At 64.7% G+C, this 21,351-nt stretch carries 25 protein-coding genes; 18 read left to right on the forward strand and 7 right to left on the reverse strand.

Annotated elements, in window-relative coordinates; translation table 11 throughout:
• The first annotated feature begins 133 nt into the window (after nucleotides 1-133).
• The gene (locus GGD61_RS30485; RefSeq protein WP_028144073.1) at nucleotides 134-331 is read left to right on the forward strand and encodes a hypothetical protein; all 198 of its coding nucleotides are present in this window, start codon (nucleotides 134-136) and stop codon (nucleotides 329-331) included.
• Between the two features lie 14 nt (nucleotides 332-345).
• Here the strand turns inward: GGD61_RS30485 and GGD61_RS30490 are convergent, their stop codons facing one another.
• A complete protein-coding gene (locus tag GGD61_RS30490; RefSeq protein WP_092262516.1) occupies nucleotides 346-1,578 on the reverse strand; it encodes a class I SAM-dependent methyltransferase in 1,233 nt (410 codons plus the stop codon).
• A gap of 152 nt (nucleotides 1,579-1,730) precedes the next feature.
• Here GGD61_RS30490 and rfbC point away from each other — a divergent pair, with 152 nt between their 5' ends.
• Both rfbC and GGD61_RS30500 read left to right on the forward strand, forming a co-directional pair.
• On the forward strand, nucleotides 1,731-2,255 hold the full coding sequence (gene rfbC / locus GGD61_RS30495; protein WP_092262518.1) for a dTDP-4-dehydrorhamnose 3,5-epimerase: 525 nt from the start codon (nucleotides 1,731-1,733) through the stop codon (nucleotides 2,253-2,255).
• Nucleotides 2,252-3,148, forward strand: a complete 897-nt coding sequence (locus GGD61_RS30500) for an NAD(P)-dependent oxidoreductase (protein WP_092262521.1) — start codon at nucleotides 2,252-2,254, stop codon at nucleotides 3,146-3,148. Before rfbC ends, GGD61_RS30500 begins: the two co-directional genes overlap by 4 nt.
• Nucleotides 3,149-3,377: 229 nt before the next feature.
• Here the strand turns inward: GGD61_RS30500 and GGD61_RS30505 are convergent, their stop codons facing one another.
• Nucleotides 3,378-4,355, reverse strand: a complete 978-nt coding sequence (locus tag GGD61_RS30505; protein WP_092262524.1) for a LysR family transcriptional regulator — start codon at nucleotides 4,353-4,355, stop codon at nucleotides 3,378-3,380.
• Nucleotides 4,356-4,473: 118 nt separating this feature from the next.
• Here GGD61_RS30505 and GGD61_RS30510 point away from each other — a divergent pair, with 118 nt between their 5' ends.
• The 10 genes from GGD61_RS30510 (at nucleotide 4,474) to GGD61_RS30555 (ending at nucleotide 15,826) form a co-directional block, all read left to right on the forward strand.
• Nucleotides 4,474-5,511 carry a class 1 fructose-bisphosphatase gene (locus GGD61_RS30510; protein WP_018321766.1) on the forward strand — a complete coding sequence of 346 codons (1,038 nt, stop codon included), beginning with the start codon at nucleotides 4,474-4,476 and terminating at the stop codon, nucleotides 5,509-5,511.
• Nucleotides 5,512-5,523: 12 nt separating this feature from the next.
• Nucleotides 5,524-6,399: a phosphoribulokinase gene (locus GGD61_RS30515; RefSeq protein ID WP_092262527.1), complete on the forward strand. Its 876-nt coding sequence runs from the start codon at nucleotides 5,524-5,526 to the stop codon at nucleotides 6,397-6,399.
• A gap of 16 nt (nucleotides 6,400-6,415) precedes the next feature.
• The gene (gene tkt / locus GGD61_RS30520; RefSeq protein ID WP_092262531.1) at nucleotides 6,416-8,434 is read left to right on the forward strand and encodes a transketolase; all 2,019 of its coding nucleotides are present in this window, start codon (nucleotides 6,416-6,418) and stop codon (nucleotides 8,432-8,434) included.
• A 12-nt stretch (nucleotides 8,435-8,446) separates the two neighbouring features.
• A complete protein-coding gene (fba, locus tag GGD61_RS30525; protein WP_092262535.1) occupies nucleotides 8,447-9,532 on the forward strand; it encodes a class II fructose-bisphosphate aldolase in 1,086 nt (361 codons plus the stop codon).
• 38 nt (nucleotides 9,533-9,570) lie between these two features.
• Nucleotides 9,571-11,031 carry a form I ribulose bisphosphate carboxylase large subunit gene (locus tag GGD61_RS30530; RefSeq protein ID WP_018321762.1) on the forward strand — a complete coding sequence of 487 codons (1,461 nt, stop codon included), beginning with the start codon at nucleotides 9,571-9,573 and terminating at the stop codon, nucleotides 11,029-11,031.
• Between the two features lie 11 nt (nucleotides 11,032-11,042).
• Nucleotides 11,043-11,447: a ribulose bisphosphate carboxylase small subunit gene (locus tag GGD61_RS30535; protein ID WP_018321761.1), complete on the forward strand. Its 405-nt coding sequence runs from the start codon at nucleotides 11,043-11,045 to the stop codon at nucleotides 11,445-11,447.
• Between the two features lie 99 nt (nucleotides 11,448-11,546).
• A complete protein-coding gene (gene cbbX / locus GGD61_RS30540; RefSeq protein WP_018321759.1) occupies nucleotides 11,547-12,479 on the forward strand; it encodes a CbbX protein in 933 nt (310 codons plus the stop codon).
• Nucleotides 12,476-13,213: a ribulose-phosphate 3-epimerase gene (gene rpe / locus GGD61_RS30545; protein ID WP_092262538.1), complete on the forward strand. Its 738-nt coding sequence runs from the start codon at nucleotides 12,476-12,478 to the stop codon at nucleotides 13,211-13,213. The genes cbbX and rpe overlap by 4 nt, the downstream gene beginning before the upstream one ends.
• A 210-nt stretch (nucleotides 13,214-13,423) precedes the next feature.
• Complete coding sequence (locus GGD61_RS30550; protein ID WP_210311237.1) at nucleotides 13,424-15,331, forward strand: bifunctional diguanylate cyclase/phosphodiesterase; 1,908 nt, start codon at nucleotides 13,424-13,426, stop codon at nucleotides 15,329-15,331.
• A 282-nt stretch (nucleotides 15,332-15,613) separates the two neighbouring features.
• A complete protein-coding gene (locus GGD61_RS30555) occupies nucleotides 15,614-15,826 on the forward strand; it encodes a hypothetical protein (protein ID WP_063203548.1) in 213 nt (70 codons plus the stop codon).
• A gap of 20 nt (nucleotides 15,827-15,846) precedes the next feature.
• Here the strand turns inward: GGD61_RS30555 and GGD61_RS30560 are convergent, their stop codons facing one another.
• Nucleotides 15,847-16,683 (reverse strand): universal stress protein, encoded by an 837-nt coding sequence (locus GGD61_RS30560; protein WP_177237513.1) that lies wholly within the window; start codon nucleotides 16,681-16,683, stop codon nucleotides 15,847-15,849.
• 208 nt (nucleotides 16,684-16,891) lie between these two features.
• Here GGD61_RS30560 and GGD61_RS30565 point away from each other — a divergent pair, with 208 nt between their 5' ends.
• Nucleotides 16,892-18,427 (forward strand): Do family serine endopeptidase, encoded by a 1,536-nt coding sequence (locus tag GGD61_RS30565; RefSeq protein ID WP_177237514.1) that lies wholly within the window; start codon nucleotides 16,892-16,894, stop codon nucleotides 18,425-18,427.
• 271 nt (nucleotides 18,428-18,698) lie between these two features.
• On the forward strand, nucleotides 18,699-19,061 hold the full coding sequence (locus tag GGD61_RS30570; protein ID WP_092262621.1) for a hypothetical protein: 363 nt from the start codon (nucleotides 18,699-18,701) through the stop codon (nucleotides 19,059-19,061).
• Between the two features lie 12 nt (nucleotides 19,062-19,073).
• On the opposite strand, the gene GGD61_RS30575 is transcribed toward GGD61_RS30570, so the two are convergent.
• Nucleotides 19,074-19,361 carry a DUF6496 domain-containing protein gene (locus GGD61_RS30575; protein WP_092262543.1) on the reverse strand — a complete coding sequence of 96 codons (288 nt, stop codon included), beginning with the start codon at nucleotides 19,359-19,361 and terminating at the stop codon, nucleotides 19,074-19,076.
• An 80-nt stretch (nucleotides 19,362-19,441) separates the two neighbouring features.
• A complete protein-coding gene (locus GGD61_RS30580) occupies nucleotides 19,442-19,636 on the reverse strand; it encodes a DUF3072 domain-containing protein (RefSeq protein ID WP_018321749.1) in 195 nt (64 codons plus the stop codon).
• A gap of 115 nt (nucleotides 19,637-19,751) precedes the next feature.
• On the opposite strand from GGD61_RS30580, the gene GGD61_RS30585 reads away from it, so the two are divergent.
• Together GGD61_RS30585 and GGD61_RS30590 are read left to right on the forward strand one after the other, a co-directional pair.
• Nucleotides 19,752-19,973, forward strand: coding sequence for a hypothetical protein (locus GGD61_RS30585; protein WP_092262545.1), 222 nt, complete (start codon nucleotides 19,752-19,754; stop codon nucleotides 19,971-19,973).
• Nucleotides 19,974-19,991: 18 nt separating this feature from the next.
• Nucleotides 19,992-20,198 carry a hypothetical protein gene (locus GGD61_RS30590; RefSeq protein ID WP_091964874.1) on the forward strand — a complete coding sequence of 69 codons (207 nt, stop codon included), beginning with the start codon at nucleotides 19,992-19,994 and terminating at the stop codon, nucleotides 20,196-20,198.
• 111 nt (nucleotides 20,199-20,309) lie between these two features.
• Here the strand turns inward: GGD61_RS30590 and GGD61_RS30595 are convergent, their stop codons facing one another.
• Together GGD61_RS30595 and GGD61_RS30600 are read right to left on the reverse strand one after the other, a co-directional pair.
• Nucleotides 20,310-20,558 carry a hypothetical protein gene (locus tag GGD61_RS30595; protein WP_018321746.1) on the reverse strand — a complete coding sequence of 83 codons (249 nt, stop codon included), beginning with the start codon at nucleotides 20,556-20,558 and terminating at the stop codon, nucleotides 20,310-20,312.
• 94 nt (nucleotides 20,559-20,652) lie between these two features.
• Nucleotides 20,653-20,910 carry a hypothetical protein gene (locus GGD61_RS30600; RefSeq protein WP_092262548.1) on the reverse strand — a complete coding sequence of 86 codons (258 nt, stop codon included), beginning with the start codon at nucleotides 20,908-20,910 and terminating at the stop codon, nucleotides 20,653-20,655.
• Nucleotides 20,911-21,052: 142 nt separating this feature from the next.
• On the opposite strand from GGD61_RS30600, the gene GGD61_RS30605 reads away from it, so the two are divergent.
• Complete coding sequence (locus tag GGD61_RS30605) at nucleotides 21,053-21,274, forward strand: hypothetical protein (protein WP_183231747.1); 222 nt, start codon at nucleotides 21,053-21,055, stop codon at nucleotides 21,272-21,274.
• Nucleotides 21,275-21,351: the final 77 nt, after the last annotated feature.

Here is a 21,351-nt window from a genome sequence, read left to right on the forward strand (position 1 = left end):
CTTTGCACGACGGTGCGCGTTGCCTGCGCGCAACAGTCCGGCAACCATCCGCAAGCTTGCCGCGCGCCGCTAACTTTTCGAAAAAGATTTGGCCGCAGGTTCTCCCCCGGGAATGACGAGGGAGTTTTCGGACATGAACGGTCAAGCCATCTTGGAGAATGTGCGCCGCTATCGCGGCATCGCATCGCTTTATCGCCAGACCGCTGCGTTCCGCCCGGGCCAGAGCTGGTCGCTGCTGGAGCAGGCGAGCGATTGGGAAGCGCGGGCGTTGTCGGAGCTGGAAGCCTATTTCGCGTTGCGCGCGGACTACGCCGCTCCGCTCGCAGCCTGATTGTTAACCATCGCTCACGATATGATCGTCAGATCGGGTGCGGGCACCACGAATTGTCCGCCCCAGGCGCGAACCTCCGCCAGCTGGCCGATGATCTCGTCCTTCAGATTCCAGGGCAGGATGAAGACGTAATAAGGCCTGGCCGCGATCAGGGCGGCAGGATCGCGGATCGGCAGATGCGTTCCCGGCAGCAGCAGGCCCTGCTTGTGCGGATTGCGGTCCACGGTGAACGGAATCAGCTCGCGCGTGACGCCGCAATAATTGAGCAGCGTGTTGCCCTTCGCGGGCGCGCCGTAAGCCAGCACCGTCTTGCCCGCGCGCCCCGCCGCGACGAGGAAGTCGCGGATCGTCTCGCGCTTGGCCGCCACCTTCGCCTGAAAATCACGATAGATCGCGGGCTGGTCGAGCCCCGCCATGGTCTCGCGCCGGCGCAAATTCTCGAGTGCAGGCGAGGCTCTCGGAGGCGCAGTCTCGCTGCAGACGTGCAGACGGAGCGAGCCGCCATGCGTCGGCAATTCATCCACGTCGAAAACGCGCAAGGCGTGTGCGCGAAACACCCTCTCGAGGGTCGCGAGCGAGAAGTACGACAGATGCTCGTGATAGATCGTGTCGAACTGGATGGCTTCGATCAGATGCAACAGATGCGGAAGCTCCAGCGTCGCGCGCCCGGTCTCGGGCAGGAGAATGCGCAGGCCCGCGACGAAATCGTTGATGTCGGGGACGTGCGGCAGCACGTTGTTGGCGACGATCAGCTCGGGCCCGTGGCCTTCGGCGCGCAGCGCGGTCGCGACATCGCGGCCGAAATAGCAGGTCCGGGTCGGGATGCCCTTGGCGATCGCAGTGGCCGCCGGACCGCTGGCCGGCTCGATCCCGAGCGCGCGGATGCCGGCGCGCTGGAAATATTGCAGCAGATATCCGTCATTGCTGGCGATCTCGATCACCTCGGACGCTGCGCCGAGCTTCGCGCGGATGATCATCTCGGCGGCGTAACTCTCCGCGTGTCGCAGCCAGCTCTCGGAATAGGACGAGTAGTAGAGATACTGCGCGAAGATGTTGGCCGCCGGCTCGAATTGCGGAAGCTGCACCAGCCCGCAGGCACCGCACGCACGGGCATGCAGCGGATAGGTCGGCTCAGTCGCATCCGCCCGCTCCGGCGGCAGATAGGAATTCGCCAGAGGCGACAGGCCGAGATCGACGAAGGTCTCGTCGAGCTCCTGCGCGCAAAAGCGGCATCGGTGCCTGTCCATGAACGGATCGTCCCGTTGTGCCGTCGTGCCGCGCCTGTTAGTGAATTCTCTCAAGCCACGGAAATTCCGACAAGGTTGCGCATGATGCAACCGAAAAGGCGTTTCGGTGAACCGACGTTCGCAACGGCGGTGTCGCGGCGCGGAGGCCCGGGATGAAGTTCACTGCATTGGCTCTCCCAGGCGTGGTTGAAATTGGGATCGAGCCGGAGACCGACGCGCGCGGATTCTTCGCCCGGCTGTTCGACGCTGAGGCCTTCGCGGCGCAGGGCCTGCCGACGCATTTCGCGCAACACAGCCTCTCGCATAACGAGCGCGCCGGCACATTGCGGGGCCTGCACTACCAGGCGGGCCGGCCGGAGGCCAAGCTGGTGCGGTGCGTGGCCGGCCGCGCCTTCGACGTGATCGTCGATCTGCGCCGGTCGCTGCCGACCTACGGACAATGGTGCTCGGTCGAGCTCGCCGCCGACCGTGGCAATGCCGTGTTCATTCCCGCTGGATGCGCGCACGGCTTCCAGACGCTCGTCGATGGGACCGAGCTGATGTATTGCATCGATGTGCCCTATGACGCGCAAGGCGCGGCGGGCATTCGCTGGGACGATCCATCGCTGGCGATCGATTGGCCGCTTGCCGATCCGATCCTGTCCGCGCGCGACCGCGCGCTGCCGTGTCTCCCATGAGGCGGGTGCTGGTCACGGGCGCGTCCGGATTCGTCGGTCGTGCGCTGCTGCCTGCGCTGGTCGGTCGCGGCTTTGAGGTCCACGGCGTCGCGCGCGCGGCTCAACCGACGATGGCCGGCGTAACGTGGCACGCGGTCGATCTTCTCACCGAAGCCGGCCGCGCGCATGCGCTATCCGCATCGCGTCCGACCCATTTGGTTCATCTCGCCTGGGAAGCCCGGCCGGGCCGTTATCGCGAGGATCCTGTCAACCGGCTGTGGGCAGAGGCGAGCATTGACCTGTTGTCACGGGCGCGAGCCTCCGGCACCAAGCGCATCCTCGGCATCGGAAGCTGCTTCGAATACGGACCGCAGAGCGGCCTCTGTGAGGAACGCACCAGCCAATGCCGTCCGACGACATTGTACGGACAAGCCAAGCTCGCTACGGCCGAGGCCTATGTCGCGGCAGGCGCCGCCTGGGGCCGGGTGTTTGTCCCGTTCGGGCCGCACGAGCCCGAGGCGCGCCTGATCCCTTCGCTGATCCGGAGCCTTCGCGCAGGAGCGAATTTCGATTGCTCGCATGGCGGGCAGCTGCGCGATTTCGTCTATGTCGATGACCTCGCGCAGATGATCGCCGCCGTGCTCGACAGCGAAATCTCCGGCGTCGTCAATCTCGCCAGTGGCGAAGTGCGCAGCCTGCGCTGCGTGATCGAGCATGTCGCAGGTCTGCTCGACGCAAGGCATCTGATCAGGTTCGGCGCCGTCGATGCAACGGGAGTCGACGCCGAGCCGATCATTGCCGCCGACGTCCGCCACCTCCGCGGCGTGACTGCGGGCGTGCCAATCATCGGATTCGAGGCGGGCGCTGCGCGCGATCTCGCATGGTGGATCGACCGTCTGCCGGGGAGGGGATGACGTGCGATCTCCTCGCAACAGGCCGGCGGCAAGCGGCACCCGTGGCAATTACGGAGTTGTCTGGCTGGGTGCCTGTGCTAGCAACGGGCCGACCGAAATCTCCCTCACGTCGGCCGGGGCAAGCAATGATCACGTTCAACCGCATCTTCACGACCGAGCGTCTGCTTCAGATCATCGTGATTCTGGCGGCGACGGTTGCCATGAAGCTGATGAGCTGAACGCGGGCTGGTTATCGCGCGCCGAACTCGGGCACGTCGGGCAGATAGTTCGACCCTTCCGAGCCCAGAAAATCGAACATCGCCTGCGCCGGCGGCAGCAGCACCTTGTCGCTGCGGCGGATCACGTACCATTGCCGCACGATCGGCAGGCCCGCGACGTCGAGCACGATGAGCCGGCCCTCGGTGAGCTCATGCGCCACCGTGTGGGCCGAGATAAAGGCGATGCCGAGCCCGGCGATGACGGCCTGCTTGATGGTCTCGTTGCTGCTCATCTCCATGCCGATGATCGGCTCGAGGTCGGACTTCTGGAACATGCCCTCCATCAGCGTCCGTGTGCCCGAACCAGGCTCGCGGGTGAGGAAGGTCTCGTGCACGAGGTCGGTCAGGTTGAGGCCGGAATCGTTCTCCAGCCAGTGTCCCTTGCGCGCGACGATGATGTGCGGATTGCGCCCGAGCTGGCGGACGTCGACGGTGACGTCGGCCGGTGGCCGACCCATCACCGCGAAATCGAGGTCGTAGCCGTGCATGGCCTCGCGGATCTCCTCGCGATTGCCGATGGTGAGCTTGATCTCGATCTTGGGGTACCGCTTGGAGAACGCCGCGATCGCATGCGGCACGAAATATTTCGCGGTCGAGACCGCGCCGAGATGCACTATGCCGCCGGTCCTTCCCGCGAGCAGGTCGAGCGCGCCCTGGCAGTCCATGATGGCGGCCTCGACGCGTTCGGCCAGCGTCAGCACCTCCTTGCCCGCCTCGGTCAGCAGCATGCCGTCACCGGTCCGCTGCACCAGCGGCAGGCCGGCGAGATCCTGCAGTTGCCGCAGTTGCTGGGTCACGGCCGGCTGGGTCAGCCCGAGATGGCCGGACGCAGCCGTCACGCTGCCCTTGGCCGAGAGCGCCGCAAGCGAGCGCAGCTGCCGGATCGTCAGATGCCGGAGCTGGGCCGCCGCGTGGCCGGGGCCATTATAAGAAAATTCTTTGACGCTCATTATGAATAGAAATTTTCCTTATTAAGCTGCCCCTGTCAATCTCCTGATGCCGGGACTGACCGTACCGACCTCCAGAGGGGAGGGAACTGGATACGGCGCCGGCAAAGGGGATGCGCAGATGACCGGGCAACTGAGGCTGGACGACCACCTTCAACGGTATTCCGAGACCGCACCTCACGCGCTGGCCGTGGCGGCCGCGGTCGATGCCATCGCGGCAGCGGCGATCGAGATCGCCGACCTGATCGCCACCGGAGATCTCGCGGATGCCTCCGGCCTGACCACCGGCCGCAATAGCGACGGCGACGTCCAGCGCGATCTCGACGTGCAGGCGGATGCGATCCTGCGCCGCTGCCTCAGCAAGCTGCCGGTCGCGGCGCTCGCCTCGGAAGAGATGCGCGAGGCCCAGATCGGCGATCGTGAGGCGAAGATCTGCATCGCGATCGATCCGCTCGACGGCTCCTCCAACATCGACATCAACATGACGGTCGGCACGATCTTCTCGATCCTGCCGGCGCCCGATGATCTCTCGCTCGCCTTCCATCAACGCGGCTCGGCGCAGCTTGCGGCAGGCTTCGTCACCTACGGGCCGCAGACCTCCCTGGTGCTGACGCTCGGCGAAGGCGTCGATATCTTCACGCTCGATCGCAAGGCGGGCTGCTTCCGCCTCGCGCGCAGCGGCGCGCAGATCGCCGAGGCCTGCGAGGAGTTCGCGATCAATGCGTCGAACCGCCGGCACTGGGATTCGCCGGTGCGTGCCTTCGTCGACGAGTGCCTCGCCGGCGTCGAGGGGCCAGCCAACCACAATTTCAACATGCGCTGGGTCGGCTCGCTGGTCGCCGAGGCCTACCGCATCCTCACCCGCGGCGGCATCTTCCTCTATCCCTCGGACGCGCGTGCCGGCTACGGCGACGGCCGCCTGCGCCTGACTTACGAAGCGCATCCGATGGCCATGATCATCGAGCAGGCCGGCGGCTCCGCCACGACGGGGCGCGAGCGCATCCTCGATCTCTCGGCGCAGAGTCTGCACCAGCGCGTGCCGCTGATCATGGGATCGAGCAACGAGGTGCGCCGCGTCGAGGAACTGCATTGCGATCCGCTCCTGGTTGCCAGCGTCTCAGCGCCGCTGTTCGCGCGGCGCGGATTCTTCCGGCTGTAAGGAGGGCCTCCGATGTCCAGGAAGCATCCGATCATCTCCATCACCGGCTCCTCCGGCGCCGGCACCACCTCGGTCAAGAAGACCTTCGAGCAGATATTTTTCCGCGAGAAGGTCAACGCGGCCTACATCGAGGGTGACGCGTTTCATCGCTACGACCGCGCCGAGATGCGCGCGCAGATGGCGAAGGAGGCCGATCGCGGCAACAAGCATTTCAGCCATTTCAGCCCCGAGACCAATTTGTTCGAGGAGCTGGAGCGCGCGTTCCGCGACTATGGCGAAACCGGCACGGCGACGACACGGCATTACGTGCATGACGCCGAGGAGTCCGGGCTGCATGGCGCGGCGCCCGGCACCTTCACCGACTGGAAGCGGCTGCCGGAGAATTCGGACCTGTTGTTCTACGAGGGCCTGCACGGCGCCGTCGTCACCGACAAGGTCAATGTCGCGCGCTATGCCGACCTCAAGATCGGCGTCGTGCCGGTCATCAATCTCGAATGGATCCAGAAGCTGCACCGCGATCGCAGCGCGCGCGGCTATTCGACCGAGGCGGTCACCGACACCATCCTGCGGCGGATGCCCGACTACATCCACTACATCTGCCCGCAATTCACCGAGACCGACATCAACTTCCAGCGCGTGCCGACGGTGGACACCTCCAATCCGTTCATCGCGCGCTGGATCCCGACGCCGGACGAATCGATGGTCGTGATCCGCTTCAAGAACCCGCGCGGTATCGACTTCCCCTATCTCCTCTCGATGCTGCCGCAGAGCTGGATGTCGCGCGCGAACTCGATCGTGTGCCCCGGCGCAAAGCTCGATCTCGCGATGCAGCTGATCCTGACGCCGCTGATCATGCAGCTCATCGAGCGCAAGCGCAGCTTGAAGTGAACCAGGAGAGAATCCGATGAACATCTCCGTCCACGCCGAAGCCGACCTCACGGCGGTCACGCACAACGATCTCGCCAACGCCGTCCGCTTCCTCGCGGTCGACGCCATCGAGACCTCGCAGTCCGGCCATCCCGGCCTGCCCATGGGCATGGCCGACGTCGCAACCGTGCTGTTCTCGCGCTTCCTGAAGTTCGACTCGGCGCACCCCAACTGGCCGGACCGCGACCGCTTCGTGCTGTCGGCGGGCCACGGCTCGATGCTGCTCTACGCACTGCTGCATCTGACCGGCGGCGACGTCAGCCTCGATGACATCAAGGCCTTCCGGCAATGGGGCTCCAAGACGCCGGGCCATCCGGAATATGGTCACACGCCGGGCGTCGAGATGACGACAGGGCCGCTGGGGCAGGGGATCGCGACCGCGGTCGGCATGGCGCTCGCCGAGAGGATGGCCAACGCGCGACATGGCGACGGTCTCGTCGATCATTTCACCTATGTCATCGCCGGTGATGGCTGCCTGATGGAGGGCCTCAGCCAGGAGGCAATCTCGCTCGCCGGCCATCTCGGGCTTGGCCGCCTGATCGTGCTGTTCGACGACAACGGGATCTCGATCGACGGGCCGACCTCGCTGGCAACGTCCGACGACCAACTCGCGCGTTTCGCCGCCTCCGGCTGGTCGGTGCGCAGCATCGACGGCCACGATCCCGAAGCGATTGCGCAGGCAATCGCAGAGGAACGCGAGACCGCAAAGCCGTCGCTGATCGCCTGTCGCACCATCATCGGCTACGGCGCGCCTGATCGGCAGGGCACGGAGAAAGCCCATGGTGCGCCGCTCGGCACCGAGCAGACCGCGGCCGCGCGCCGGACGTTGAGCTGGGACTATCAGCCCTTCGTGGTGCCTGTTACCGTCCAGAAGGCGTGGCGGATGATCGGGCAACGCGGCCAGGTCGATCGGCTCGCCTGGCTCGATCGCTATGAATGCGCGACGGCCGAGCAGCGCGACATGTTCGTCGAAGGCAAGGCGCTTGCCCTGCCAGCCGCCTATGCGATGGCCGCGGCGAAATTGCGCGAACGCTTTGCGTCCGAGCGTCCGAAGCTCGCGACGCGGCAGGCCTCGCAACAGGTGCTCGACGGCATTGCCGGGACGATTGCCGGCCTGGTCGGCGGCTCCGCGGACCTGACGCATTCGAATCTGACGCACGCCAAGGTGCAGGCTCCGGTCAAGAATGGCGCGTTCGCCGGCGACTACATCCATTACGGCATTCGCGAGCACGGCATGGCCGCCGCGATGAACGGCCTCGCGCTCCATGGCGGCTTCATCCCGTACGGCGGCACGTTCCTCGCGTTCTCCGACTACAGCCGGCCGGCGATCCGCCTTGCGGCGCTGATGCGGCTGCGCGTCATCCATGTGATGACCCACGACTCCATTGGCCTCGGCGAGGACGGCCCGACGCACCAGCCGGTCGAACACCTTGCCGCGCTGCGGGTGATCCCGAACCTGCTGGTGTTCCGTCCCGCCGACGCGGTGGAGACGCTGGAGGCCTGGGACTGCGCGCTGAATTCCGAAGACCGCCCCTCCGTGCTGTGCCTGTCGCGGCAGGCGTTGCCGACCTTCCGCAGCGATGCCCGCGGCAGAAACCGCGTCGCACACGGCGCCTATCTCGTCGTATCGCCGGACGGCGGCCGCGACGTGACGCTGATCGCAACCGGTTCGGAAGTCTCGATTGCACTGGAAGCCGCCCGCCTGCTTGCGACCGAGCACATCCGCGCCGCCGTGGTGTCCGCGCCTTGCTTCGCCCTGTTCGAGGAGCAGCCGGACGAATACCGCGCCAGCGTGCTCGGCACCGCGCCGCGCGTCGGGATCGAGGCGGCCGTGCAGGGCGACTGGTCGCGCTGGCTCGGCGCTGAGGGCGAATTCGTTGGCATGCGCGGCTTCGGCGCCTCGGCGCCGGCGCCGGTGCTGTACCGCGAATTCGGCATCACACCGCAAAGCATTGCGGAAGCCGCCCGCCGGGCGATCGCTCGCAAGCGACAATAAGGAGGACTTCACGTGGCCCGTATCACCCTTCGCCAACTGCTCGATCACGCCGCCAGCCACGGCTATGCCGTGCCGGCGTTCAACATCAACAATATGGAGCAGGGCATCGCGATCATGCAGGCGGCGGCCGAGGTCGATGCGCCCGTCATCATCCAGGCCTCGCGCGGCGCGCGCAGCTACGCCGGCGATCTCATGCTCTCGCACATGATCGATGCGCTGGAGCGGACCTATCCCGACATCCCGCTCTGCATGCATCAGGACCACGGCAATGACGAAGCGACCTGCGCCTCCGCCATTGCCCACGGCTTCACCTCCGTCATGATGGACGGCTCGCTCAAGGCCGATGCCAAGACGGCGGCCGATTATGACTACAACGTCGCGATCACCCGCCGCGTCGTCGATCTCGCCCATTGGGTCGGCGCTTCCGTCGAAGGCGAGCTCGGCGTGCTCGGCTCGCTGGAACATGGCGGCGGCGAGCAGGAGGATGGCCACGGCGTCGAGGGCACGGTCAGCCACGACCAGCTCTTGACCGATCCCGATCAGGCAGTCGACTTCGTTCGGGCCACCAAGGTCGATGCGCTCGCCATCGCGATGGGCACCTCGCACGGAGCCTACAAGTTCAGCCGCAAGCCGGATGGCGACATCCTGGCGATGCGGGTGGTCGAGGAGATCCATCGCCGGCTGCCGAATACGCACCTCGTCATGCACGGCTCCTCGTCGGTGCCGCAGCCCCTGCAGGACATGTTCAACCAGTTCGGCGGCGAGATGCCCCAGACCTGGGGCGTGCCGGTCGAGGAGATCGTGCGTGGCATCAAGAGCGGCGTGCGCAAGGTCAATATCGACACCGACTGCCGCCTCGCGATGACGGCCGTGTTCCGCAAGGTCGCCGCGCAAACGCGTTCCGAGTTCGACCCGCGCAAATTCCTCAAGCCGGCAATGGACGCGATGCGCGAGCTCTGCCGCGACCGTTTCGAGCAGTTCGGCACCGCGGGCCATGCCAGCAAGATCAAGGTCATTCCCTTAAGCGAGATGGCACGACGCTATCGCGCCGGCGAGCTCGATCCGCGCATCGACGCCCGCGAACCCGTTGCGGCTTAGTCAATCGGAAACAACAGAGAAAACAACAGGAGAGAGACATGAACGCACATGCAGGCACGGTTCGCGGCAAAGAGCGCTATCGCTCCGGCGTGATGGAATACAAGCGCATGGGTTATTGGGAGCCCGACTACACGCCGAAGGACACCGACGTCATCGCGCTGTTCCGCGTGACGCCGCAGGAGGGCGTCGATCCGATCGAAGCGTCGGCCGCAGTCGCCGGTGAATCCTCGACCGCGACCTGGACCGTGGTGTGGACCGATCGCCTGACCGCGGCAGAGAAATATCGCGCGAAATGCTACCGCGTCGATCCCGTGCCGGGCACGCCGGGCTCGTATTTCGCCTACATCGCCTATGACCTCGACCTGTTCGAGCCGGGCTCGATCGCGAACCTCTCGGCCTCGATCATCGGCAACGTGTTCGGCTTCAAGCCGCTCAAGGCGCTGCGGCTGGAAGACATGCGTTTCCCTGTCGCCTATGTGAAGACCTTCCAGGGGCCGGCGACCGGCATCGTGGTCGAGCGCGAACGGCTCGACAAGTTCGGCCGGCCGCTGCTGGGCGCGACGGTGAAGCCGAAGCTCGGGCTTTCGGGCCGCAACTATGGCCGCGTGGTGTACGAGGCGCTGAAGGGCGGACTCGACTTCACCAAGGACGACGAGAATATCAACTCGCAGCCCTTCATGCACTGGCGCGACCGCTTCCTCTACTGCATGGAGGCGGTGAACCGCGCGCAGGCGGCTTCGGGCGAGGTCAAAGGCACTTACCTGAACGTCACCGCGGGCACGATGGAGGACATGTATGAGCGTGCCGAGTTCGCCAAGGAGCTCGGATCGTGCATCGTGATGATCGACCTCGTGATCGGCTACACCGCGATTCAGTCGATGGCCAAATGGGCGCGGCGCAACGACATGATCCTGCATCTGCATCGCGCCGGTCACTCGACCTACACGCGGCAGAAGAGCCATGGCGTGTCGTTCCGCGTCATCGCCAAATGGATGCGGCTCGCGGGTGTCGATCACATCCATGCCGGCACGGTGGTCGGCAAGCTGGAAGGCGACCCCAACACCACGCGCGGCTATTACGATGTCTGCCGCGAGGACTTCAATCCGACCAAGCTCGAGCACGGCCTGTTCTTCGACCAGAACTGGGCGAGCCTGAACAAGATGATGCCGGTCGCCTCCGGCGGCATCCATGCCGGCCAGATGCACCAGCTGCTCGATCTCCTGGGCGAAGACGTCGTGTTGCAGTTCGGCGGTGGCACCATCGGCCATCCCATGGGCATTGCGGCCGGCGCGATCGCCAACCGCGTGGCGCTGGAAGCGATGATCCTCGCCCGTAACGAGGGGCGCGACTACGTCCACGAGGGTCCCGAGATCCTGGCCAGGGCGGCCGAGACCTGCACACCGCTGAAGGCCGCGCTCGAGGTCTGGAAGGACGTGACGTTCAATTATCAATCCACCGACACGCCGGACTTCGTGCCGACCGCGCTCGAAACCGTCTAGGGAGACGCAGCATGAAACTCACTCAGGGTTGCTTTTCGTTCCTGCCCGATCTGACCGACGACCAGATCTATAAGCAGGTGCAATATTGCCTTGGCAACGGCTGGGCGGTGAATATCGAATTCACCGACGATCCTCATCCCCGCAACACCTATTGGGAAATGTGGGGCCTGCCGATGTTCGACCTCCAGGACGCCGCCGGCGTGATGATGGAGCTCGCGGAGTGCCGCAGGGTGTATGGCAACAAGTACATCCGCATCAGCGGCTTCGATTCCAGTCACGGCTGGGAATCGGTGCGGATCTCCTTCCTCGTCAATCGGCCTCCGCATGAGGCGGAGTTCGAGCTGGTGCGGCAAGAGGTGGGCGGCCGCGCGATCCGTTACACCACTGTGCGGAAACCAGCCCACGCGTCGACTTAACGATCCGCTTCCGCGCGGAGCACTCCCTGCTCCGCATCCTTGGCGGACCAACTGCTTCGCCGCTCCCCCGCGGCGAAGCTCTTTTCTTCGAGGGTAGCCATGCTCGATGTTCCCCACGCAACCACGACTGAGCCCAACGAGACCCAATTCGATCTCCGCAAGGAAGCCGAGGCAGCCGGGATCACCGACACGCTGCAGCAGCTCGAGCAGGAGCTGATCGGATTGAAGCCGGTGAAGAACCGCGTGCGCCAGATCGCCTCGCTGCTGCTGATCGAGCGCATCAGGCAGCGCGCGGGCCTGGCATCGGCTCCGCCGACGCTGCACATGTCGTTCACCGGCAATCCCGGCACCGGCAAGACGACCGTCGCGCTGCGCATGGCCAAGATCCTGCACGGGCTCGGCTTCGTGCGGCGCGGGCAGGTGATCTCGGTGACGCGCGACGATCTCGTCGGCCAATATATCGGCCACACTGCGCCGAAGACCAAGGAGATCCTGAAGAAGGCGATGGGCGGCGTGCTGTTCATCGACGAAGCCTATTATCTGCATCGCCCCGACAACGAGCGCGACTACGGTCAGGAGGCCATCGAGATCCTGCTCCAGGTGATGGAGAACCAGCGCGAAGACCTCGTCGTGATCCTCGCCGGCTATGGCGAGCGCATGACGAGCTTCTTCGCCTCCAATCCCGGCTTCCGCTCGCGCATCGCCCACCACATCGAATTCCCTGATTATGCGGAGGCCGAGTTGCTCGTCATTGCCGAGCTGATGCTGAAGGAGCGGGGCTATCGCTTTTCGGCCACGGCCCGCGAGGCGTTCGAGAAATACATCGCATTGCGTCGGACTCAGCCGTTCTTCTCCAATGCGCGTTCGATCCGCAACGCCGTCGACCGCATCCGCTTGCGGCAGGCCGATCGCCTGGTGTCCGACCTCGACCGTATGCTCGATGTCGACGATCTCGAAACCATCGATCCCATGGACGTCCTGGCGAGCCGTGTCTTCAGCGGCGGCGCCGATGCGCGGAGTGCAAAGCCATGACCAGAGAGATCATGATCGCTCCCTCGATCCTGGCCGCGGATTTCGCGCGCCTCGGCGAGGAGATCGCCGCAATCGACACGGCCGGCGCCGATTGGATCCATTGCGACGTCATGGATGGACACTTCGTGCCCAACATCAGCTTCGGTGCCGATGTCATCAAGGCGATCCGCCCGACGACGAAGAAGATATTCGACGTGCATCTCATGATCGCGCCTGTCGATCCCTATCTCGAGGCGTTCGCAAAGGCCGGGGCTGACGTCATCACGATTCACGCCGAAGCCGGCGCCCATCTCGACCGCTCGCTGCAGGCCATCCGTGCCCTCGGCAAGAAAGCCGGCGTCAGCCTCTGTCCAGCGACTCCCGAGAGCGCGATCGAATATGTGCTCGACCGCATCGATCTCGTGCTGGTGATGACGGTCAATCCGGGATTCGGCGGCCAGTCCTTCCTCGAATCCCAGCTCGAGAAGATCGAACGGATCAAAGCCATGATCGGCGACCGGCCGATCCGGCTGGAGGTCGATGGCGGTGTCACGCGCGACAATGCCGCTGCAGTGGCGGCAGCGGGCGCCGATACGCTGGTGGCAGGTTCCGCCGTGTTCCGCGGCAAGAGTGCTGCCGACTATGCCGCAAATATCGAGGCCATTCGCATGGCCGCCGAGACGGGCCGGATTACTAAGCTGCAAGATATTTCTACGCAGCCGCTGCGCGTCAGCGAGGCAGGCCGTAGCCGGTAGACTACGGAAGGCGCAAGCCGTGGAAGATCCGCCCGTGCCGGTTGTCCCACGGCGTGGCACTTATCTCCGGGGTTCCACGGAGGTTGCGGCAAAAAGCGATCGCGTCTTTCAGGTCGGGGTAACCAACGCATTCGAGGCGAAAATTCGATTAACGCCCGCGCAAGGCTGTGCATCGCAACCTGCGTGCAGGAATGCCAAGAGAGCGCGGGGATGCGGATCAAGGCTATTGCCAGGCATGAGGCCTGCACGCGGGGCGATGGCGTGAGCATGCATCGCTTGTTCGCCGAGCAGCTTCGCTGCGCGACCGATGCGGCCGGACATGTCGACGTCCTCAAGCTGGGCGAGCTCGTCAGCGCGGCCTATGACGCGAGCGATCGCGACCGCCAGCGGATGACCGACGCACGCGCTCACACGCACGATGAGGTCGAGCTTGATCTGCTGCGAACCCAGGAATTCCTCGACACCATCGTCGAGAACATTCCGATCGCCGTCTTCGCGAAATGCGCGAAGAGTTCGCGCTATATCCTGCTCAACCGCGCCGGGGAAGACTATTACGGCATGCCGCGCGAACAGATGCTCGGCCGAACACCTGAAGAGATATTCCCGGCCGACGTCGCGCGCGTGGTCATTGAACAGGATCGTCGAGTCGTTGCCAGCGGCATGCCGATGTTCCTCGAGGAGCATCTGCTCGACATCGGCGTCAAGGGCCACGACCGCGTGGTCAATTCACGCAAGATGCTGATCGCGGATGGCGCCGGCGATCCGCAATATCTGGTCGGTGTGATCGAGGACGTCACCGAGCGCGTCACCACCCGCGAACGCATCAGCCACCTTGCGCATCATGATGCGTTGACCGACCTGCCGAACCGCAGCGCCTTCAACGCCGTGCTCGGCGAACGGCTGGAGCGGGCGCAGGAGGCGGCGACCAGTTTTGCCGTGCTCAGCCTCGATCTCGACCGCTTCAAGGAAGTCAACGACGTGTTCGGCCACCCCGTCGGCGATCTGCTGATGCGGGCGGCGGCGGACCGCCTTGCCGAGGAAGCCGACAGCGCCTTCGTCGCCCGTATCGGCGGCGATGAGTTCATGATCCTGATGCCCGACGACATCAGCCGCGATGACGTTCTGGCGCTCGCCGAACGACTGGTCGAGAGCATCGGCCAGGAGCTGGAGGTCGACGACTATCTCTCCCATGTCGGCCTCAGCGTCGGCATCGCGTTCTGTCCGGACGACGGCGTGAATGCCGCCACGCTGCTCGCCAACGCCGACTCGGCGCTCTATCGTGCCAAGCGCAAGGGCAGGGGCCGAGTGCGCTTCTTCGAATCCGAGATGGACCAGGAGCTGCGCGACCGCAGGCTGTTGCAGCACGATCTGCGACAGGCGCTGGAGCAGAACCAGTTCCTGGTCTACTTCCAGCCGCAGGCGCGGGTGGATGGCGAGGTCATCGGCTTCGAGGCTCTGCTGCGCTGGGACCATCCGACCCGAGGCTTCGTTCCGCCGGACCAGTTCATTCCACTCGCCGAGGAGAACGGGCTGATCGTCCGGATCGGCGAATGGGTCTTGCGCGAAGCCTGCCGCGAGGCGGCATCCTGGCCGCGGCCGCTGCAGGTCGCCGTCAATCTGTCGCCGATCCAGTTCCAGGCCGGCGATCTCGAACGTTCGATCCATCAGATCCTGCTGGAGACGGGGCTGGCGCCGACGCGGCTCGAGGTCGAGATCACCGAGGGCGTGCTGATCGGCGATTTCACCCGCGCGCTCACTCTGCTGCGGCGGCTGAAGGCGCTCGGCATCCGCATCGCGATGGACGATTTCGGCACCGGCTATTCCTCGCTGTCCTATCTCCAGTCGTTCCCGTTCGACAAGATCAAGATCGATCGCAGCTTCATCTCCAATCTCGAGGCGACGCCGCAATCGGCCGAGATCGTCCGCGCGGTCCTGAGCCTCGCGCACGCGCTGCATATCCCGGTCATTGCCGAGGGGGTGGAGACGGAAGCGCAGCGTGCCTTCCTGGCGGGGGAGGCCTGCGAGGAGATGCAGGGCTATCTGGTCGGCCGACCCGCCCTGATCGAGCGCTATCTCGACCTGGTCGGCATGACCGTGGAGAGCCGGCTCTACGCCTAGAGCGCGATGCGATTAGAATGAATCGTCATCGCGCTTTAGGTTGTTATTTAAGCATGATCCGGAAAACCGCTGCGCACTTTTCCGGATCGTGCTTTAGTCCCTGGCTCCGGTGGCGGGTTACCGAGTGTCAGTCGTCGACATTTGGAACCTTGGCCCGGATACGCGCTTCCCAAGAACGAGCCGAGGTCAGGCGCGCGACGGGCGCAGCAAATCTTTTGCACAATCGCCATCGGCCTGACGCAAATCGGGGCAATAAGCCTTGTGAGTGCGAGGGAGGGTCTCATGGAGAACGTACGTCGCTACCGGGCGCTGGCGTCCCTCTGTCGTCAGCAGGCGGCCTACCGGCCGCTACAGAACTGGGAACTCCTCGGCCAGGCCGAACATTTCGAATATCTCGCCGAGGTCGAGCTCAAGGCGCATTTCGACGCGTGTAATGTGCAGCACGACGAGGGCGCCGCTGCGCCCGCGACGTGGGAGACCCCGGTCGCGGCGTGACGGCGCCGGGCCGGCCCGGCTCAATGCGACATCAGCGTCGGGACCGTCATGGCCTGCAGCATGGCGCGGGTGACGCCGCCGAGAACGCGCTCCTGCAACCGCGAATGGCCGTAGCCGCCCATCACCAGGAGATCGAGCCCCTCATCGGCCGCCAGTGACAGGATGGTCGGCTGGATGTCGGCGCGCGTCGCTGACAGGCCGACCGTGCGGGTCGACAGTCCGCGCCGGCCGAGGTGTCTTGCCAGACCGTTCGCTGAAGCTTCGTCGGAGACCGCGGCGGCCTCGTTGATGGTGATGACCACGATCGCATCGGCGCGCGCCAGGAACGGCGCCGCGTCGTGCACGGCGCGAGCCGCGAGGCGGCTGCCGTCCCAGCAGATGCCGATCCGGTTCGCCTTGAAAGGTCCATGGAAGGTGTAGGGCAGGAACAGCACCGGGCTGCCCGCCTGAAACAGGATCTCGCCCGGCACGTCGTTGTCGAACGAGCTTTGCGCCGGATCTGGCTGGAGCACGACGCTGAGGTCGTGCAGTCGCGCCATCTCGCCGAGCGAGCCGGCTGCATCCACCGGGATCGCGCCGAGCGCGCGGCAGCCGTAGGAGATGCCGGCGTTCGCCGCTTCGATGCCAAACACCGCGAGCGCGGCCTCGGCCCGCTCGACTGCGCGCTCGCGCTCCAGTTCGAACACGGCCGCCACCGCGGCGCCGCCCTCCATTACGTAAGCGGCACTGGTTGCGACATAGCCGATCGCAACTGCGTCGAGATGGGCGTTGAACTGCGCCGCGAGCGAAATCGAGCCGTCGATCGCGGAACGCATGGGACGTTCGGTGGGGATGTGAACGAGAATGTCTTTGTACATGGCGCGCCTCCGATGAACATCAGCCGGTGGCCGCAGTTTTTCACCGCCGGAAGGGCCCGCGTTGAGCTGCATCAAATGCGCAGGGGAGGACTTCCGCTGGGGCGCGCGCATTGTTTGCCAAGATTTAATCGGATGGACGGGACGTCGTAAGGTGACGATGGCCATGTTGGAGGCAAGGCGACACCTTATCCAACATGGACATTTCGACATGAACGATCGCGTCAATTCCGACACCACGACGTCCCGCAGGATCTTGAGGCCGCGCCGGCTTGCGCTGCTTGGCACCGTGGCCGCGCTCGGCGTGGCCGTGCTGGCGGCTGCTCCCGGCTCGTCGCCGTTCGGTCCGAGCTCCTTCATTGCCCCGGCCCAGGCCGCCGAATCCGCCGCGACGCCGCCTGGCTTTGGTGACCTCGTCAGCAAGGTCAAACCCGCCGTCATCTCGGTACGGGTCAAGATCGACCAGGACAACGACAAGAGCGCGATGCTGCAGCAGAACCGGATGGATCAGGACGAGGACACCCCGTTCGACCAATTCTCGCGGCAGTTCGGCTTCCGCGGCCCGGGCGGCATGAACGGCATGCCGCGCCAGCGCCATCAGATGATTACGGGCGAAGGCTCCGGCTTCTTCATCTCCGCCGACGGCTATGCCGTGACCAACAACCACGTCGTCGACCATGCCGAGTCGGTGCAGGTGACCATGGATGACGGCACGAGCTACACCGCCAAGGTCGTCGGCACCGATCCGAAGACCGATCTCGCGCTGATCAAGGTCGACGGCAAGAAGGATTTTCCGTTCGTCAAATTCTCCGACCAGAAGCCGCGCATCGGCGACTGGGTGGTCGCGGTCGGCAATCCCTTCGGCCTCGGCGGCACCGTGACTGCCGGCATCGTCTCGGCCAGCGGCCGTGACATCGGCAACGGCCCCTATGACGACTTCATCCAGATCGATGCGCCCATCAACAAGGGCAATTCCGGCGGCCCGGCCTTCGACATGAACGGCAACGTGATCGGCGTGAACACTGCGATCTTCTCGCCCTCCGGCGGTTCGGTCGGCATCGGCTTCGACATTCCGGCCTCGACCGCAAAGCTCGTCGTCGCGCAGCTGAAGGACAAGGGCGCGGTGACCCGTGGCTGGCTCGGCGTGCAAGTGCAGCCGGTTACCGCCGAGATTGCCGACAGCCTCGGCCTGAAGGAGGCGCGCGGTGCGATCGTCGACGATCCCCAGGATGGCAGCCCGGCGGCGAAGGCCGGCATCGAGGCGGGTGACGTCATCACCGCCGTCAACGGCACCGCGATCAAGGATTCCCGCGACCTCGCCCGCACGATCGCGACCCTTGCGCCTGGCAGCTCAGTGAAGCTCGACGTCTTCCACAAAGGCGACAGCAAGACGGTGACGCTCGCGCTCGGCGAACTGCCGAACGAAAGGCAGGCCAAGGCCGATGTTGGCAAGGACCAGCCGGGCCCCGGCACGCCGCGCCTCGGTCTTGCTTTGGCTCCGGCCGGTGACGTCCAGGGCGCTGGCCAGAAGGGCGTTGTCGTCACCGAAGTCGATCCGCAAGGGCCGGCGGCGCAGCGCGGCATCCAGACCGGCGACGTCATCCTCAATGTCGGCGGCAAGGCCGTCGCCAATGTCGGCGACGTCCGCTCCGAGCTGGCGCAGGCCAAATCGTCCGGCAAGCGCAGCGTGCTGTTGCAGGTCAAAGGCGCGCAGGCGACCCGCTTCGTCGCGGTCCCACTCGCCTGAGGCGAACCTCGATCGGCATAGATCAAGAAAGGCGGCCCTCGTGGCCGCCTTTTCCGTTCGCCTTCAGGCTCGCCGGGATGTGATCGATAACATTCTCGTTAACGGCAGCGACGATGACGCGGTTCGTCCGAAAAAGCCGTGTTCGCTCATCAAAGTTCCGAACTGTGCAGGTCGCCGGCGGCAACGATGCCACCGGGACGCAAGCGTGGAACTTCGAACTTGCCGCCGGCTTCTGGAACTGGCCGCTGGTTCGCATTTGATCGGTGCCGACATGGATCGATTGAAGCTCTCGCTGAGGAGGGCGCTGCTCGTGGCGCCATTCGTGCTGTGGGGCGGAGACGCTCTCGGGCGGGACGACGGCCGCTACGCGGATTCACCCCTGAAGCCATGGTTCGACAGTTTGCGCAGCCACCTTGGTCCGTGCTGCTCGGATGCGGATGGCTTTGCCGTCGCCGATCCCGACTGGGAGTCGCATAACGGGCATTATCGCGTGCGTCTCGACGGTGAGTGGATCGAGGTGCCGGACGAAGCCGTCATCACCGAGCCGAACCGGGCCGGCCGCACCATGGTGTGGCCGGTGAAGACCGCGTTCGGGGTTTCGATCCGCTGCTTCATGCCGGGCAGCATGATCTGACGCGGGTCAGCGTCAGCGCTTGCTGGATTTGCGCTTCGACGATTTCCTGCTTGTCTTCTTCGTCGTCCTCTTCTTGGACGTTTTCCTGGAGGTCTTCTTGGCAGCCTTCTTCGGGACCTTCTTGCCCTTCTTGCGTGCCTTCGACAGTCCGATCGCGATCGCCTGCTTGCGACTCTTCACGCGTCCGCCACGGCCTTTGCGACCGCTCTTTGCCGTGCCCTTCTTGTAGCGGCGCATCTCGCTCTCGACATCGCTGCCGGAGCTGCGCGAGTAGCGGCGCTTCTTTGCCTTGCGTGCCATGCATGTTCTCCCTTGGCCGGGGAGAACCATTCGACACGGGCATGGTTCCCGAAGGACGCGGACAGCGTTCCAGGCGCAGCCTAGAAGGAATTCGCCAGCTCGATCTCGGCTTCCAGCACCTGGATGCGACGTGCGGCCTCGCTGAAGGACAGATCGCGCGCATATTGCGCGGGCTGATACGCTTCTTCACTCAGCCGTTTCAGCCTGAGCCCCTGCGTCCGCGTCATCTGCTCGGCAAGGAAAACCCTGGCGTCGTATTTGCCTTGAACCTGCATGTCGCTTCTCCGCTCTGAAATCGTGACTTGACTATATGTTCTTATTTTGTTCTAACAAGCCATGGACAACAGAATTAATGAAATTCGACGTCAAATCAGCGCCTTGAGGGTTGAGATGGCCGGCGTCGAGGCCTCCGTGCGCGATCTCATCAACGGCGACCGCGATTGCGTCCAGCAGGCCTTGGCGCAGATGGATTTGCGCCGGAAGGTCAATTTGCTGATCGGCGAATGGAAGGCTGCCGGCGGCGGCGATGTCCTGCCTGACGTTCGCGACCGGGTGCGCCTTCGTCTCGTGAAGACAGTCGTTAGTCCCGAGCGCGCGAGCACGCGGCGCTGAACCTTTTGGGGGGGCGCCATGGAGGAAGACCCGGACACTTACCGGATCTTGAGGTTGCGCGCCGAGATTCTCGAATTGGGCTCTGCCATCCGGCAATTGCAGCGTGCGGGTCTCGACGATGCTGCGGCCCAACTTCTGATCGGACGCAAGCGGGCGCAGCTCGAACAACTCGTGAAGACGAATGCTGCGAGCCGCGCGCTCAACTCTGAAACGCGTCGCCCGTAATGTGCTGACGCGGGCGCTCGACGGTGTGGCGGCTCGATTGCTGATCGGCATCAAGAAAATAGAAAAAGCCCCGCGTCGCGGCGGGGCTTTTGATGTCGTGTCGGCCTGAGCTCACTTGGTATTGCTCATGCCCTTGCTGCTCTGGTTCGTCATGGTGCCGCCCTGGTCCGAGCCGGGACCGGAGCCGCCTTGGCCGGAAGGATCCGCGCCCTTCGAGGCCTTGGTGTTGGCGCCCGTGGTCTGCGAGGACGACATCGATGATCCGTGTTTCGCCTTGTGCGACTTGGCCTGTGCGGCGAGCGGCGCGGCGGCGAGGCCGGTGGCCAACATTGCGGTGAGAACGAGCTTGGCCGTTGTCATGCGGGGAACTCCCTGAGTTAAATTGACGCAGGCAGCCAACCGCCATTTGCCGAAGGAGTTCCCGACAAACGCATCTGTCGCTCGCACGCGCGCTTCAAGATTGCTTGTCCTCAGCGAGGATGAACACGACGCCGGTGAGTGTCGCGCCGATCGCGAACGTCGTCACCAATGTGAGGGCGAAGACGATTACGGCCTGGCTTCCGCCGTGATCGAGCAGCCTGGCGACGGCGGGATTGGACAGGATCAGCGCGAGACTGAAGGCGAGGCCGAGGGCTGCGCCCATCATCGCATGCGTCATCAGCTTGATGAGGCCGGTGGGAGAGATCAGGTCCGACGACTTTTTTGCGCGCATGGGAACTGCATCCCGAACTGACATGCAAACGCGGACGATATTCACCGGTTCCAAACGCATGAAGGAATTGTCATCACCGGCTTCATCCGACGTTCATGCCGGGCCTGCGAGGATAAGCGTCGGCAAAACGGGAACATTCGATATGGGTAAGGTAGTCTTTCTTTACCGCTCGCTGGCCTATCGCAACGCGGCTGCGGACATGCTGCGCAAGGCCCGCAAACTGCCGCGCGGCGCGGAGCGAAGTGCGGCCCGCCGCTACGCGAGGGCGCTACGCGATCTCGCTCAGACGGAAGCCTGGCTCGAAGGCCGCCTTGCCGAGGAAGCGCAGCCGGCGCGGCAAACCAGGATGGCGGCGTCGGGCTAAAGCATGATCCGGAAAAGTGCGCAGCGGTTTTCCGAAAAGATCATGCTCGAATAACGACCTAAAGCGCGATGACGATT

The organism is Bradyrhizobium sp. SBR1B, assembly GCF_014198205.1.
Taxonomy (GTDB): Bacteria; Pseudomonadota; Alphaproteobacteria; order Rhizobiales; family Xanthobacteraceae; genus Bradyrhizobium.